The sequence below is a fragment of the Streptomyces sp. V4I8 genome (assembly GCF_041261225.1).
Classification (GTDB): Bacteria; Actinomycetota; Actinomycetes; order Streptomycetales; family Streptomycetaceae; genus Streptomyces.
Genome location: NZ_JBGCCN010000001.1, coordinates 502,713 through 517,946, shown reverse-complemented (window position 1 = coordinate 517,946; position 15,234 = coordinate 502,713). Strand labels below are relative to the sequence as shown.

At 64.1% G+C, this 15,234-nt stretch carries 11 protein-coding genes and 2 pseudogenes; 6 read left to right on the top strand and 7 right to left on the bottom strand.

The window, feature by feature from the left end; all coding sequences use genetic code 11:
• Nucleotides 1-248 precede the first annotated feature (248 nt).
• Nucleotides 249-1,295, top strand: coding sequence for an LCP family protein (locus ABIE67_RS02535; protein ID WP_370252587.1), 1,047 nt, complete (start codon nt 249-251; stop codon nt 1,293-1,295).
• Nucleotides 1,296-1,565: 270 nt separating this feature from the next.
• On the opposite strand, the gene ABIE67_RS02530 is transcribed toward ABIE67_RS02535, so the two are convergent.
• The 3 genes and pseudogenes from ABIE67_RS02530 to ABIE67_RS02520 all read right to left on the bottom strand — a co-directional run.
• Nucleotides 1,566-2,687 (bottom strand): acyltransferase family protein, encoded by a 1,122-nt coding sequence (locus ABIE67_RS02530; RefSeq protein ID WP_370252585.1) that lies wholly within the window; start codon nt 2,685-2,687, stop codon nt 1,566-1,568.
• A 564-nt stretch (nt 2,688-3,251) separates the two neighbouring features.
• A complete protein-coding gene (locus tag ABIE67_RS02525) occupies nt 3,252-3,932 on the bottom strand; it encodes an ISAs1 family transposase (RefSeq protein ID WP_370252583.1) in 681 nt (226 codons plus the stop codon).
• Between the two features lie 211 nt (nt 3,933-4,143).
• Nucleotides 4,144-4,476, bottom strand: a pseudogene (locus ABIE67_RS02520) (transposase family protein); the annotation flags it as partial.
• 317 nt (nt 4,477-4,793) lie between these two features.
• On the opposite strand from ABIE67_RS02520, the gene ABIE67_RS02515 reads away from it, so the two are divergent.
• Nucleotides 4,794-5,015: a chaplin gene (locus tag ABIE67_RS02515; protein WP_370252581.1), complete on the top strand. Its 222-nt coding sequence runs from the start codon at nt 4,794-4,796 to the stop codon at nt 5,013-5,015.
• 523 nt (nt 5,016-5,538) lie between these two features.
• Entirely contained in the window at nt 5,539-6,306 is a 768-nt protein-coding gene (locus tag ABIE67_RS02510) for a DUF3159 domain-containing protein (protein WP_370252579.1), read from the top strand.
• 79 nt (nt 6,307-6,385) lie between these two features.
• Here ABIE67_RS02510 and ABIE67_RS02505 read toward each other — a convergent pair.
• Nucleotides 6,386-7,194 (bottom strand): annotated as a pseudogene (locus ABIE67_RS02505) (transposase family protein).
• A gap of 473 nt (nt 7,195-7,667) precedes the next feature.
• Here ABIE67_RS02505 and ABIE67_RS02500 point away from each other — a divergent pair.
• Nucleotides 7,668-7,883 carry a hypothetical protein gene (locus tag ABIE67_RS02500; protein ID WP_370252577.1) on the top strand — a complete coding sequence of 72 codons (216 nt, stop codon included), beginning with the start codon at nt 7,668-7,670 and terminating at the stop codon, nt 7,881-7,883.
• 240 nt (nt 7,884-8,123) lie between these two features.
• Here the strand turns inward: ABIE67_RS02500 and ABIE67_RS02495 are convergent, their stop codons facing one another.
• Entirely contained in the window at nt 8,124-9,131 is a 1,008-nt protein-coding gene (locus tag ABIE67_RS02495; RefSeq protein ID WP_370268081.1) for an LCP family protein, read from the bottom strand.
• Between the two features lie 606 nt (nt 9,132-9,737).
• On the opposite strand from ABIE67_RS02495, the gene ABIE67_RS02490 reads away from it, so the two are divergent.
• Entirely contained in the window at nt 9,738-10,961 is a 1,224-nt protein-coding gene (locus ABIE67_RS02490) for an ISAs1 family transposase (RefSeq protein ID WP_370252144.1), read from the top strand.
• 1,678 nt (nt 10,962-12,639) lie between these two features.
• On the opposite strand, the gene istB is transcribed toward ABIE67_RS02490, so the two are convergent.
• Both istB and istA read right to left on the bottom strand, forming a co-directional pair.
• Nucleotides 12,640-13,434: an IS21-like element helper ATPase IstB gene (gene istB, locus ABIE67_RS02485; RefSeq protein ID WP_370252572.1), complete on the bottom strand. Its 795-nt coding sequence runs from the start codon at nt 13,432-13,434 to the stop codon at nt 12,640-12,642.
• Nucleotides 13,434-14,681: an IS21 family transposase gene (gene istA, locus ABIE67_RS02480; protein ID WP_370252568.1), complete on the bottom strand. Its 1,248-nt coding sequence runs from the start codon at nt 14,679-14,681 to the stop codon at nt 13,434-13,436. Before istA ends, istB begins: the two co-directional genes overlap by 1 nt.
• Before the next feature lie 269 nt (nt 14,682-14,950).
• Here istA and ABIE67_RS02475 point away from each other — a divergent pair, with 269 nt between their 5' ends.
• Entirely contained in the window at nt 14,951-15,232 is a 282-nt protein-coding gene (locus ABIE67_RS02475) for a hypothetical protein (protein ID WP_370252564.1), read from the top strand.
• Nucleotides 15,233-15,234: the final 2 nt, after the last annotated feature.

Here is a 15,234-nt window from a genome sequence, read left to right as displayed (position 1 = left end):
GAGCCCGATCAGCGTCGATGTGGAAACCGCCCAGAAAGGATGCTGCAGCGGCGGTGAACGGAGCAGCTGCTTTCCACGCGAGACGACCCTGAGAGCGACGGCGGATGAGTAAGGGAGATTAGCCCTTTCTCCTCTCCAGCCGACTGTGTGCTTCGTCATCCGTCACAGTTCGGCGTTGTGCCGTGTCCAACCCAGATGAAGTGCGCCCAGACCCCGGCTATGAGTCCGACGAGAGAGGAATCGAGGCCATGACGCAGGCTGAACGTTCACGGCGGCGCGTGGGGCGCTGGATCACGCTGAGTTTCGTCCTGCTCATGCTGGCCGTAAGCGGTGTCGGCTACTGGCTCTACACCGACCTCAGCGGCAAGATCAAGGGGATCAACCTCGACAAGGCGATCGGGGACGAACGGCCCGCGAAAGTGCCCAGCGCCGGACAGAACGTCCTGGTTCTCGGCTCTGATTCGCGATCCGGTGTCAACTCTTCGCTCGGCACAGGCAGGACCGCCGGGGCGCGCTCCGACACGGCGCTGTTGATCCATATCTCCGAGGGCCGCCGCCATGCCGTCGCCGTCAGCATTCCGCGCGACACGCTCGTGACCCGACCGGTGTGCAAAGCGAAGGATGGCTCCTCGCTTCCCGCGGCGAGGCGCGTCATGTTCAACTCCGTCTACTCGCTGGCCGGCTCGGCCTGTGTTGTCAAAACTGTGGAGCAGATGTCGGGTGTGAGGATGGATCACTTCGTGGAGCTCGACTTCGCGGGCTTCAAAGGAGTGGTGGACGCGATAGGAGGGGTGACCGTGACTGTTGAACGAGACATACATGACAAGTCCAGCGGTCTGGATCTTGAGGCGGGCACTCACAAGCTCAACGGCACTCAGTCTCTGCAGTTTGTCCGGACCCGACACAGCATCGGCGACGGCAGTGACCTCGGACGCATTGGGCTACAGCAGCAGTTCCTCATTGCCCTGTTGGGTGAGATCAAGAAGCAGGAGCTGCTGGGCAGCCCCGCTAAGGCATACCGGATCGCCGACCGTCTGACTGCCTCGCTCACCACAGACTCTGGTCTCGCGTCCTTGACCAAGCTCGCCGAGTTCGGCCGCAGCATAAACGGCGTCGACCCTTCCACAATGGAGACGATCATGCTGCCTGTGCGGTACGACGCTCAGGACCCGAACCGGGTCGTGCCTGCCCAGCCCCAAGTCAGCCGGCTATGGCAGGCATTACGCACGGACCAGAAGATCCCCGAGTCGGCGAAGAAGTCGCCCGCCGTTGGGGGGCTCGCCCCCAAGACCTAGGAGAGGTCGATAATCCCCGACGAGGTCCGCGAAGCGGTTTCACCCGGTGAGTGGCCTGCACAGCGAGGGATCTTCTCCGGCACTGCGACACAACGGTTCGGGGCACCTGGGCGTCTACTGGGTATGACGGAGAGGATGTGGCGCAGCGCCTCGAACGAACATTTACATCTCCCGAACCGCCGAATCGTGGCACGCACTCATCCCAAGTCGCCAGACCTCGACAAGCGAGTTCCCAAAGGGAGGGAAGATCTCGAATTTCTCCACGGGCCGTCAGCGATTGCGATGTTCAAGCGCCTTGGTACTGGGCAGACGATCGGCCGCCACTGTGCGCGGCTGCGAAATACTGCTCTTTCCGCTCTTCTTGAATGCCCATTCCATATCGGGCACCGTGGCGAACTGGAACGCACGCTGCACGGATCGCGTGCACAGCAGGGTGACGGCAAGGACCGCCAGCAAGGTCATCAGGAATCCACCGAGTGGACCATGCAGCCATTTCGCCTCGAACCACCCCCAGTACTCCCCGGCTTTTCGCGGGAAGCCATGGAGCAGGTAGCCGTATAGTGTGCCGGATCCGAGGGCTGTGAACCAGGTCTTTCGACCTGGTACCCACGAGAGGAAGCATGCGGTCAGAAGCATTGCGCACCCGAACATGGCTAGGGTCATTACTGGACCGGCCCACCAGGGTGCCCCGAGCTCTGGCGCGGAGTCGCGACGGTAGAACCACGCGGTGTTCATCCGCGGTGCTGCCCACCAGCCGAAGCAAAGCGCTGTGGCAAACACCGGTACCGCGATGACCCGCATGGAGCGTCGACGCATGAGTCGAAAGTGTTTGGGTTTCAAGGACAAGCCCAGCACGAAGCAGGGCATGAACTGTAAGAGACGCTGCATGTCCAAGTCGTTGCCGATGGTCGGTGAGGCAGTCGCCAACATGGCAATGACGAGCGCGACCGGCACAGGCCATCGCATGAGCTGCCAGATGGGCGTAGTGAGGCGCCATACGAAGAGCGCGCACAAGAACCAGGTCAAGTAGATGGGGTCACATAAGCTGATGGCTTGGTCCGGGTTATCGCCAAAATAGCGCTCGAAGAGTGAGTAGGCGGTCTCGAAGACTACATACGGAATGGCGACGCCCGTGATCAGTCCCATGAGTCGGCGGGGGCTGAGGTCGAAGCTGCGCGAGAAGTACCCGGAGATGACGAGGAACGCCGGCATGTGGAAGGTGTATACGACATCGTACGCAGCCTGGAGGATTCGGCTGTCACTCTTCAGTGGTTCCCAGAAATGTCCAATGGCCACCAGCACGACCGCTAGGTACTTCGCATTGTCGAAGAATGCGTCACGCTGTTCGGACTGAGTCTTTGCCCGATTGGGCTCCGTTGCAACAGTAAGCACTTGGGTAGTCTAACGCCGTTTCAAGATGCATAAAGTGCGGTTGTATGTGCGGTGAATCGTATCCTTGACGCCTCGCTCGGTCGTGAATGATGGGCACTCGTGCGATGAACGTACTTTTTAACCTCGCTTGTTGGCTGCGGATGTGTGCCGCTCATCTCCCGCACGGCTCGCAACTCTGCGTTCTTGCGACGCCGATTCCGCGTGGCCGATTTCTGACCGTGCGTGGAAAGGAGCGTCAGTCTGAGGAAGATGGATCTGGTCGAGCTGGGATCAGAATTAGAAGATGTCCAAACCGGACCTTCCGTGTATACGCCTGGTACTACGAGGCGCATACGGGCGAGGTGTGCGTCCACGGCGCTGAGCCCGACACGTTCGAGGGACTATGACCGTCGCGCTGCTGCTGCGTGTCGGCGTGGCCGTTTTCTCTATGCCCCGCCGCGCGGCAGCGGCCTTGAGATCTCCGCATCCGCCGTCGGCTGACAGCGCTCGTCTTCCAACTGTCGGGGAAGTTCGGAGCCACTTCTGGTCCAGGGTCATTGCGTGATCGAGGTCTGTCTGGGTTTGTCATGTGAGACCGAGGGTTCGTAGGGGCCGGTGGTAGTCGCGGCTGGTGTGGCGGAGGGCGGCGGCGATGTTCGTCTGGCCGTCCTGGCGGAAGGTGCTGATGGCGAGGTTGCGCAGGGAGGCCATGGCGCGGGGCAGGGTGCCGGTGCGGACCTTGGAGTCGTCCTCTCGGAACGTGCGGTCCCGGACGTGGTGCAGGAGGTTCTCGATGCCCCAGTGGCCTCTGATCCATGTGGCGAGCTCGGTGCAGGTGGCGTCGAAGACGCTCAGGCTGGTGATCAGGTAGACGCGCTCGATGGTCAGTTTCCCGGTGCTCAAGTCGCGTCGCCACCGGACGACTTGGATCGCCTGGCGGGCGCCGGGGTAGTCGAGGTGGCTGAATGCGGCCGCTTTGAGCCGGCGGATCTCGTCGCGGTGGTGGGCGTGGTCGCGAGTGCTGTGCCCGAGCGGGATGTCCCGCCAGGGCAGCTTCCTGATCTGGGTGTACAGGCCGGGATGGTTCTTCTTCACGACGGCCACGTAGTGCGCGCCGCGACTGGTCAGATAGGCCCCGTGGTCGTGCTGGGTGTGCAGAGCGTCGGCGGTCACCACCGTGTTCTCCAGCTCGAGACCGTCCAGCAACGGCGCGAAGGAGGGAATCTCGTTGCTCTTGGAAGCGACCTGCCGCTGGGCCAGGACCACGCCGTGGTGGTCCCATTGCCGCCAGCAGCTGGATCGCTGCGGCCGTTGCGGTCCGTGAACCGCGGACCACCTTGCCGTCGACCGCGATCACCCGCTGCGTTGGCCCCGCCTTCGTCTCCGGCTTGGCCGGGGGCGGCGTTCTGGCCTGCAGAAACGCGCCGATCGCCGCGTCGAGCGCGTCGCCGTCCACACGCTGCAGCAGGCGGCGCACGGTTGCGGCGTGCGGCACGGGCCGCAGGCCGGTAAGCGGATCGGCAGTGAAACCGAGGACGCCCAGCACATGCTGCGGGGCATCCGCGATCCACTCGCTGATCGCGATGAGCGAGCGGGCCCCGGTCAGCACCGCCGAGGCGGCTGCGCACAGCAATGCGAGGGCGGGATACCGCAGACCTCGCGCATCGCGGGGGTCGGCGACCAGGGTCAGGAAACGCCGCAGGTCAGCGGCATCGCTTGAGGCGAGGGGATCAGTCGGGGAGCCCAGTTGCTCCAGTGCGGAAGGGATGGGCGATGATGTTCGGGCAGGCACGGTCTCGCTCGTTCTCATGGGTCTCGACAACCACATGATCACCAGCACCGTGCCTGCTCTGCTTTCCAGGGCCCCTTGCCTCACAACGGACATGACGACACGTCACTCACGAGACCGGCGAACCGGACCAATCCCAATCGCGCAATGCCCCTGCCGACCCCCACACCTGTGGCCAGTCCGGAACCCTCACCGCTGAAAGGCCCACGAGGCAGCCGTCTCTGCTCCGTTGCTCCACACCCGGCTGGCGTAGCTGCAGATGCGCATCTCCCTCACATTGCGTGTCATTGCAATGTCAGAACTACCGTTCATGGAGGTACGCCATGCGTCTTCGCACTATGACCACCACAGCCGCGCTGGCCTGCGCCATCGCTCTTGGCCAAGCAACCACTGCTCACGCCGATCCCAACCCCACCGCCGTCGCGGCCAATAATTCAGGCTTGCTCTCCGGCAACAACATCCAGGTGCCGATCCAGGTGCCGGTAAACCTCTGCGGCAACAGCATCAATGTCCTCGCTCTGTTAAACCCCGCGTCAGGAAGCGAGTGCCACAACAGCTGAGGCAGTTCAGCGGCCCGCCCCCTCGGGGGCGGGCCGTCCGCTGATAGTGCAAACGCCAGTCGCAGCTAGGTCCTTGATCACATAGTGCCCGATCTTGAGGCAATCACTTTGCCATTGAGGTCAACCACTTGACAGCGCAACCCCAGCAGCAAGTACTCAGCCGATGTCGATCGGGGCGGTTCCTGGACTGTCTCCTGCTCAGGAAAATTCGATTGAAGAAGTGAGCTGGCTTACAGCGCTGTCAGCACTTTCCAGTACGCTCCAGACGTGGATGTTGCTCCCCGGTCCGAGCCGACCTGCCGGTTCCGGCATCTTCTTGATCAACAGTCGCGCGAAAGAGCCCTCATCTAATGCGCCTGGGCTACGGACCGAGACGCTGAATCGCGGTATCAGGGCGCTTGAACGTGCGCACTGAAATGGGGCGCAATCTCTCACATCGAGCGGGCCCATCCCGACGTGCCATGACCATCAGGTGCTGGTCAACTCGAAATACCAGCTGCGACCCCTCAGACCGGAGTAGCCGATGACGACCTTCGTCAAACCGACCTCAGACGTCGAACAGCCTCAGTCGGATGACGCCCGCGCAGTTACCGAAGCCGCGCTTTACAAGGCGTTCGGTGGTGTCCGCGGAATGGTCGAGACGTCCCTGCCGGGACTCCTCTTCGTCTCAATCTTCACGGTCAACAAGAGTCTGCCGGTTTCAGCGATCGCCGCGCTAGCCGTCTCCTTAGTGCTGGTGGTGATGCGGTTAAGACGCAAGAACACCCTCAAGCACGCTCTGATCGGTGTGGTAGGCGTAGCGTTCGGGGTCGTTTTCGCGATGATGACCGGCAACGCCAAAAGCTTCTACCTGCCCGGCATGCTCTACACGTTGGGTCTCGGCTTGGCCTATATCGTGACCACCCTTGCAGGCGTCCCCCTGGTCGGCCTCATCCTCGGGCCGGTCTTCAAGGAGAACCTCTCCTGGCGGACCCGCAACCCCGGCCGCAAGAGAGCCTATGCCAAGGCCAGTTGGGCATGGGGCCTTATTCTACTCGCCAAGTGCGCGATCCTCTTCCCCTTGTACTGGTGGTCCGACACCAGCCAGCTGGGTTGGGTCATGATCGCCCTCAAGATCCCGCCGTTTTTGCTGGCACTCTGGCTGACCTGGATCTTCCTGACAAAGGCACCGGCGCCCATCGACGTACTCGCCGAAATGGAGCCCGAGACAAGGCCTGCGGGCGAGCGCAACGCCCTGATGGCGACCAGAAGCGGCAAGACAGCCGGAGGACGCCATCGTCGAGAGGTGTAAGCACCCACGGCCAACCGTCGGCGACTTTCACCCAGCTTCGGCCTTCCCCTTCCATCCCTCTCCGGTCACTGAGCCTCTTTCATCCCGTGTTTGTGCAGATCAGGAGGGCGTGTACGGCGCGGACTATGCGGCTGAGACGGTTGGTTGAAGCAGCGTGCCCTTCGGAGTAGGCGCCAGGACTTGTGCTGGGCGAGGGCGCGTTCACCAGATGCGCGCAGGCGGGCGTGGTCGCGGTTGTACTGCTGGTGGCGCTCGGGTAGTTCGCGGTGTCCGTAGTGCGGGGTGCGGACGGTGGCGCCGGCGCCCTGGTAGGCGCGGTCGGCCCAGGATGAGAATCTGCCGGGTCAGGCAGGCTTGGATGATGCCGTGGGCACGGGCCGCGGTCAGGTCGTGGGTCCGTCCAGGCGTTGCCCGGGAGAACCACAGCGGGGTTCCGTCCGGCGTGGTGATGACCTGGACGTTCATGCCGTGCTTCTTGTGCTTTTGCGAGTAGTACGGCTCATCCGCCCGGATGCGGTCGATGGGAATCAGCGCCCGTCGATGATGACGAAGTCACCCCTTCGCCCAGGCCGACGAGGGCCTCGTGTAGGCCCGGTGCCCAAGCGGCCAGGACCTCGACGGTCTCGTCCACGTATCGCCACGCCGTCGCCTCCGACACCCCGAACCCGGCCGCGACCTGGGCGAGCGTCTCGTTCTTGCGTAGGTGGGCCAGGGCCAGCAGAGCCTGCTTGAAGCAACCCGGCTTCCGCCAGGGCGAGTTCAGTTCACGCCTTCGGGCGTAGATGAGCCAGGAGACATACTCGACCAGCTCATACGGGACGTCGGGCATGGAAGGATACGGAACCAACAGAGCCCCTCGGCCGTCGGTGTGATGAGTGAGATCACCACGCCAACGACGAGGGGCTCTGCCACGTCACCACTACCGCTGACCAGCTCATTTCACTCTCACGGCACGGGATGAAAGAGGCTCACTGGGCTGTTTCAAAGTGTCCACTGATCCGGTGACGCTGGCGGTGTGCACAACACACGAAGCTCCCCTGCCGTTGGGGGGTAAGAGTGTCAACCCACAGGCACAGGGGCCATGTTGGTTCCGTATTCTGCGGCACTCGACCTGCAGCAGGCCGGGCGCCCGGCCGTCGCAGGATGCAACCGAGCGGTTATGGGCGGTGGACAACACCCTCATTCCTCTTCGCGACCGCACTACAGGCACGTCCCTGCGCCACTGCCGCCTCCCGGCGATGTGCAGGGTCATCGTCCAGGCAACCCCTAGCCGAATGGTGGCTGCCACCCGCTCGGTGCCGAGCACGACTGCGGACGCGAAGGCCCGGCGGAACTCGGACTTGCCTCAGCGGTGCCGGGGCGTGACCGTGCTCGGGTACGGCGCGTACATCAACACCGGGCTGGTGGTGCTGCAGCGTAAACGTCCCGGACGGCCACTGCTGAGGGGCGAGGAGAAGGACCGCGCCGAGCACCGCAAAGGCCGCACCCGCGTGGAGAATGTGATTAGTCGGATTAAGAACTACAAGACCCGTGTCGCTGCCGGCAGCACGGCTACGGCCTCCACCACGCCCCGTTAACCGGCCAGCACAGGCTGCCTGACCCCAGTCGTCTGCCACACGCTTTACAGGCCGCTCAGCCCCGTACCGCCACATGGTCCGAGACTACTGAGCCAGCCATCTCCCACGAACCGACCGGTGAATCCCCATCAGCCTGTCGATCCTAGACATTGGAGGGGACCCGAGAAGCGAGTTGGAAGACATCCGAGCGCGAGGCTCCGCTCATGCGGCCCCAGCGAGTGATCAACGACAGCTGCACTCTCAAGTCGACGGAAGGGGGCTTCTCCTGGGGATGACCTCGGCCGATTCCAGCTTCCGCGGGTCCACTTCGTTGTCCATGGCGAGCGACATGAAGAGGGCCTGAGCCTGGGGGTATCGCCACACGACGTTGGCCTTATCCGTCGGGACTTCCACCTCCCGGGGGTAGTTCGGAACAGTCAGAAAGGTAATGCGGTCCCTTGGGATACTATTGAAACTCAGTGCGAGGTCGTACAGCGACTGGACTTCAGCCAGCTTTCTGTCCATGGTGAGTGACTTTGTTGCAGAATCCAAAAACCCATATAAGGCGCTGGGGGTCGTCAGCTTCTGCCGAGCCTGGCGGAGAAGGGCGTCCATGAACTCCTGTTGGCGACCGATGCGGCCCGTGTCACTTCCATCGCCGAGGCTGTAACGGGCACGGACGTAGCCAAGAGCCTCCTCGTCCTTGACGGTTTGGCAGCCAGTGTCGAGGTCGAGCTGTGCGCCGGCATCGTGAATCGGTTCGCTGAGACAGACCTCAATGCCGCCGAGAGCGCTGACCATGCCCTTGAATCCCTGGAAGTCGACGACCACGAAGTGATCGATGTGCAGACCGGAGTTCCTCTCAACCGTCTTGATGGTGCAGGCGACCGCACCACCGATGTCTCCATCCGCACCGCCGATGGAAAACGCCTCATTGATCTTGAAATGGTGGGGCGTGGACTGAGTGCCGTCACCACGGTCGCAGGCCGGGATCTCCACATAGGAGTCGCGTGGCAGGGATACCAGTGTGGCCCATTCCCGGTTGGCTGCGATGTGCACCAGCATCAAAGTGTCCGACTGCATGCTCTCCAAGCCATGACCGTACTTAGCGTTCGCCCCCATGCGGCTGTCCGAGCCCACGACCAGGATGTTCCGGGCCTGATGGCTGAGACTGACCGGGCGTCTGTCGCCGATCTTGCCCTCGATGTCCAAGACTTGGATGTTGCCGTCCAGATCGAGAAACACCGAGGCCCCGACAGCGGCCACCATGAGGACCACTACGGCCAGGATGCGAGCCGTCCACGCAACCAACCAAGCCAACCAGGGCAAACGTACGATCTTGCACTGATTTCCATCTCGCCGTGTGATGCCTGTCCTTGTTCCCGACCGAGTCCGTGCACGCCCAGTCCGGTGGCTGTCGTCCACGCCAGCCGTCCTTCCGCCGCGGCCCGTCAGAGCCACCTGCCTCTGTACCTGCAACATCCCCACCCGCGCAGCGCCGGCGTCCCTCAAGCTGCAGGTGGACGTCTACGTACACGACGCTGGAACGGAGTGGTTATGACGGGAGGTTGAGCCTTCTCAGTGACAAGTGCGGCGCTAGGGGCAGGCCCACCTGGGACAGTTCCTTCACGATGGACGCGATGGTCCGCATCACTGTGGGGCCGTCGTGCTGGGGACACCAGTAGCACTGCCGACACGACCACAGCAGCCCGCCCCAGGATCGTGCTGTCCCCTCAGTACCAGGGGCATTGCGCGATTGGGATTGGTCCGGTTCGCCGGTCTCGTGAGTGACGTGTCGTCATGTCCGTTGTGAGGCAAGGGGCCCTGGAAAGCAGAGCAGGCACGGTGCTGGTGATCATGTGGTTGTCGAGACCCATGAGAACGAGCGAGACCGTGCCTGCCCGAACATCATCGCCCATCCCTTCCGCACTGGAGCAACTGGGCTCCCCGACTGATCCCCTCGCCTCAAGCGATGCCGCTGACCTGCGGCGTTTCCTGACCCTGGTCGCCGACCCCCGCGATGCGCGAGGTCTGCGGTATCCCGCCCTCGCATTGCTGTGCGCAGCCGCCTCGGCGGTGCTGACCGGGGCCCGCTCGCTCATCGCGATCAGCGAGTGGATCGCGGATGCCCCGCAGCATGTGCTGGGCGTCCTCGGTTTCACTGCCGATCCGCTTACCGGCCTGCGGCCCGTGCCGCACGCCGCAACCGTGCGCCGCCTGCTGCAGCGTGTGGACGGCGACGCGCTCGACGCGGCGATCGGCGCGTTTCTGCAGGCCAGAACGCCGCCCCCGGCCAAGCCGGAGACGAAGGCGGGGCCAACGCAGCGGGTGATCGCGGTCGACGGCAAGGTGGTCCGCGGTTCACGGACCGCAACGGCCGCAGCGATCCAGCTGCTGGCGGCAATGGACCACCACGGCGTGGTCCTGGCCCAGCGGCAGGTCGCTTCCAAGAGCAACGAGATTCCCTCCTTCGCGCCGTTGCTGGACGGTCTCGAGCTGGAGAACACGGTGGTGACCGCCGACGCTCTGCACACCCAGCACGACCACGGGGCCTATCTGACCAGTCGCGGCGCGCACTACGTGGCCGTCGTGAAGAAGAACCATCCCGGCCTGTACACCCAGATCAGGAAGCTGCCCTGGCGGGACATCCCGCTCGGGCACAGCACTCGCGACCACGCCCACCACCGCGACGAGATCCGCCGGCTCAAAGCGGCCGCATTCAGCCACCTCGACTACCCCGGCGCCCGCCAGGCGATCCAAGTCGTCCGGTGGCGACGCGACTTGAGCACCGGGAAACTGACCATCGAGCGCGTCTACCTGATCACCAGCCTGAGCGTCTTCGACGCCACCTGCACCGAGCTCGCCACATGGATCAGAGGCCACTGGGGCATCGAGAACCTCCTGCACCACGTCCGGGACCGCACGTTCCGAGAGGACGACTCCAAGGTCCGCACCGGCACCCTGCCCCGCGCCATGGCCTCCCTGCGCAACCTCGCCATCAGCACCTTCCGCCAGGACGGCCAGACGAACATCGCCGCCGCCCTCCGCCACACCAGCCGCGACTACCACCGGCCCCTACGAACCCTCGGTCTCACATGACAAACCCAGACAGACCTCGATCACGCAATGACCCTGTGGGGGTCGGGATCAGGCAGACGCTGGCGTGCAGTTAAGGATCCGGAACATACTTGAGTTGTGAGGCTGGACGTGGAACTGAGTTGATACTGCGGCTGCTTCCGGCGTCCCAGGGTGCAGGTCACCTCCCAAGACGGCATCATGTGAAGCATGAACACGGAGAATAGGCCGACCATTGACCTGAATCAGTTGGAGCACGTCGCTAGAATTGTGGCTGCAATCAGGATCGCTGGTAGACATTCGACACCCGAGTGGTATGAACCGCAGGATCCTGCATTAGATCGTGCGATCAGAGACAACAGTGAAATCCAGCGATGGGCCTTATATCTACTGGGTGAACTCGGGATCGGTGTACGCTTCGATGACCCCAAAGAAGCAGTGCTGGCACTACGCTTCACGCCTCCGCCCAAAGATCCTGAGTGGAAGGGTGAGTCGCTGGAACCACCTTCAACGTAGTTGAGCGTGTACAACTTTCCGGGCAGAGCCAAGCGTTGACAACTGTTGCGTGATCTCGCTCTTCGAATCCCTTGCCCTCCATATCCCATCTGGCAGACGGCTGCTGTGGCAACCGGGCGGGCTCGGCAATGACTTGGTCCGAGGATGTTCCCACCCTGCACCCGTCCTGCCAACGGCCGCCCAATGTTCGATTTGACACCTCCGCCGTGAGTGAAACCGTTTCGCTCGCTTTCTGAGCACCTGACAAGGTCGGACAGAAGGTCTGAGTATCCAGTCGAGCGGGCTGTTTAGAGCGTCTACCAACGGTCATGCACAAAACAGCCGGGCTGGGGCCTGGCACCTTCCGCTTCGTCGCGCACGGCGGACTCGTCCCTGCCGGTCTGGCTTGCCCCCTAATCCCGGTTACGTGCACTACGTAGCGTGAGCCCGCGGCCACATAGTTCCCACCGTAATCCCGTCTCGTGAGCTCTCGCTAGTTCATAGCGGTCCATCCTTTGGCGGAGACCGATTTGATCGGCTGTTCGGCGTATGACTTGGTGTCGGAGACTTCTTCCAGTTCCTTCTGCGGTTACGGTTGTGCTACCCGCGAAGGGAAGCCCCCGGTGGATCACGGTTCGCCGGGGGCTGCCGGCGTGCGACGATAGGTTTCCCACGGTGACATAGCCCAGGCGTACGAGCGGATGGCGGAGCTATAGCGCTCATGTCGCGTCGGCCTCGCGCGAACGAGGAGCGGGCGAATCGCGCTTTGAATGGACTGGCGTAGCTATGTGTTCGCCGTCTTTGACGGTCACTGATGGCCGACTCCGCGAGGGCCCTCGATGCCAAGGCACGCAAGTGTTGACAATCGAGCACTGGCGTTGCGGTGATGTCGTGGTGCCAGGGCAGAAACCGGTACCTCCGTCCTGCACTGGATGACGACCCTCGACTGTTGGCGGACATACGCGCCAGCACGTGTGGGAGCTGGGGGCAGTACGCGAGCATGGCCTTGTGCGACGTGAGCCGACCTGTCGGCGGCGGCTGGCAGCGGTACTGCGTCGTCCGCCAAGTAGGAAGCGAGTGCGATGCGCCCTACGCTCCCCGAGCAGGGCTGGCCGATTGACGAACTCCCCCGACTGTCGGTAACGGCTGAATCGTGGACCGGGGGCACCAGATGAAAAGTGGACCTCACGCTGTCAGTTGATGTTGGTCATTCCCCGGTGTTGGCCGTGGGAACTCGTCCGAGGTCGCGGCCGCGCATGCGGTAGCTGTCGCCCTTGAGCGAGATCACTTCGGCGTGGTGGACGAGGCGGTCGTTCATCGCGGCGGCGACGGTGTCGTCGACGAAGACCTCGCCCCAGCGTCCGAACGGCTTGTTGCTGGTCACGATCACCGAGGCGCGTTCGTAGCGACCCGAGATGAACTGGAAGAACAGGTTGGCTGCCTCGGGTTCGAAGGGGATGTAGCCAACCTCGTCCACGATGATCAGCGGGATCCGGCCCAGACGGGTCAATTCGTCGCTGAGTCTGCCCACGTGGTGGGCTTCGGCGAGGCGGGTCACCCATTGGGCGGCGGTGGCGAAGGCGACCCGGTGGCCGGCCTGGCAGGCCCGGATGCCGAGCCCGGTGGCGAGGTGGGTTTTGCCGGTGCCGGGCGGCCCCAGGAAGATCACGTTTTCCTTGCCGACCACGAAGTCCAGCGTTCCCAGATGGGCGATGACCTCGCGTTTCACGGATCGCTGGTGGTCGAAGTCGAAGTCCTCGAGTGACTTGCGGGAGGGGAAGCGGGCCGCGCGGATGCGGCCCTCGGCGCCGTGGCTGTCGCGGGCGGCGACTTCCCGCTGCAGGCAGGCGGCCAGATACTCCTCATGGCTCCAGCCCTCGTCGCGGGCTCGTTCGGCGAGCCGGGCGGCCGCGTCCCGCAACGCGGGCGCCTTCAACGCCTTGGTCAGATAGACGAGTTCGGAGGAGACGTCGCGGCCGTTCGCGGTCTGTTTGGTGGCCATCAGGCGACTCCCTCACCGGTGCTGAGGCCGCCGTCGATGACGCCGAAGATCCGGTCGTAGGTGTCCAGCGGCCGTTGTTCGACGTCGAGTTGGTTGGCCGCAGCGGGCCGTTTCCGGGCCCGTTCGCGGTCGGCTTTCGCGGCGGCCGTGTGGGTGGGGTCGGTGAGGGACTGATGGCGGGCCCAGCAGCGGGCATGCCGGGCGACCTCGGTGCCCTCGCAGAAGGCCAGGACCTGGTCCAGGTCTGCCTTCACCTCGATGCGGCGGCCGATGGCCAGCGGGTGGACGGAGTAGTCGTTGGTGTCGAGGCGGACGTAGTGGTCGCGCGGTAGGCGCAGGCTGGATCGCCACCAGCCCGGCGGATCGACCGGTGGCAGAGTCAGCATCCTGGCCTTGTCCGCCTCGATCCGCTCGGACGGGCGGGCCTGCAGGGTGCGGTGCAGGCGCCGGTTGGCCTTGGTCAGCCAGTTCGCCAGTTGGATGTTGAAGTCGGTCGGCGAGGCGAAGACCCGGCCGGGCAGGAAGCTGGTCTCCAGATAGCCGTTGGCTCGCTCGACCAGGCCCTTGGCCTCCGGGTCGCCGGGGCGGCACTGGATGATGCGGATGCCCAGCAGTCCCGCGAACGCCGCGAAGTCCTCGGTCAGCTGGGGACTGCCGCCCCGCCAGGAGCCGACCGCGGCCTCGTTGTCCCAGACCAGAGCCTTCGGGACGGCTCCGAGCCCGGTCAAAAGCCGCCAGTGCCCGGCGATCGGGTCGGCCGCGGCCTTGCTCGGGAGCATCCTCGCCATGATCCACCGCGAGTAGCCGGCCACCATCACCAGCACCGGCGGACAGCCCGTCTGCCCGAACCCCAGCGGGATCGCCGAGGGCGGGAACCACAGGTCGCACTGGACCAGTTCGCCGGGCGCATAGACCGCCCGGGAGGCCGGGTCTGCCGGCAGGTAGTCGAGCTTGAGCTCCCGCACCCGATCCCGCAGCACGGTCATGCCGTGCTGCCAGCCGATCCGCTCGGCCACCACGGTCGCCGGCATGTCCGGCCACACCTCGAGCAGTTCGCGGATCTTCGGCTCGGCCGCGTCCACGATCGATCCCTTGGGCGCCCGTTCGTACTTCGGCGGCCGGTCGCTGGCCACTGCCCGGCGCACCGTGGTCCGCGAGATCCCCAACTTCCGTGCGATCGCCCGGATCGGCATCTGCTCGGCCCGGTGCAACCGGCGGATCTCCGCCCAGTCCTCCACGCTGATCACCCATCCTCCCGGCCTGACTCAACGAGTCAGGCCGCCAAGGAGGGCCACAATTCATCAATTCATCCGGTGGAAGTGGTCTCACATTGAGCCGTTGCCGACACCCTACGGCATCAGACTCCCTACACCCGCGGACCCTCCGAACCCCCTGCGCGCAGCCTGGGCAAACGCGGAAGGCACTAGGATCCGTATCCCTCTCACCGATCCTTCACAAACCTGCGTTGCGACCCTGCAAGCAGGGCCGACTTCGCCCGTACGGCACTACCGCGTGAGTGGTCGCTGTCACCTGCGGCAGCGGGCACGTCGACCTGGGTCTCACCAGTCGGGGCACGGGCGTGACCGGCATCGCCTACATCGGCCACTCCGGCGCCGCCACCGTCAACTCCACACCCCTCACGACATGGATCACCAACGCCTCCGGTACGGGGCTGCTCGCGTTCCGGCTCACTCGCGATCAGCTGATTCTCCCCCGGAGCCGCGCATACGAGGACAAGCACGAAAGGTCCCGGCCCTTGATGCACAGCAGGGGTTGCGTCACCGGCGTGGATCCATAGCC

What these genes read in the sequence shown, in the direction of transcription:
- ABIE67_RS02495 (WP_370268081.1), bottom strand. Translation starts at nt 9,131, where the DNA reads ATGGTGGCCGCTGTCGGGGCCTCGGTGTTTCTCGATCTGGACGGCAAC.
- istB (WP_370252572.1), bottom strand. Translation starts at nt 13,434, where the DNA reads ATGGCCACCAAACAGACCGCGAACGGCCGCGACGTCTCCTCCGAACTC.
- ABIE67_RS02535 (WP_370252587.1), top strand. Translation starts at nt 249, where the DNA reads ATGACGCAGGCTGAACGTTCACGGCGGCGCGTGGGGCGCTGGATCACG.
- ABIE67_RS02490 (WP_370252144.1), top strand. Translation starts at nt 9,738, where the DNA reads ATGAGAACGAGCGAGACCGTGCCTGCCCGAACATCATCGCCCATCCCT.
- ABIE67_RS02515 (WP_370252581.1), top strand. Translation starts at nt 4,794, where the DNA reads ATGACCACCACAGCCGCGCTGGCCTGCGCCATCGCTCTTGGCCAAGCA.
- ABIE67_RS02510 (WP_370252579.1), top strand. Translation starts at nt 5,539, where the DNA reads ATGACGACCTTCGTCAAACCGACCTCAGACGTCGAACAGCCTCAGTCG.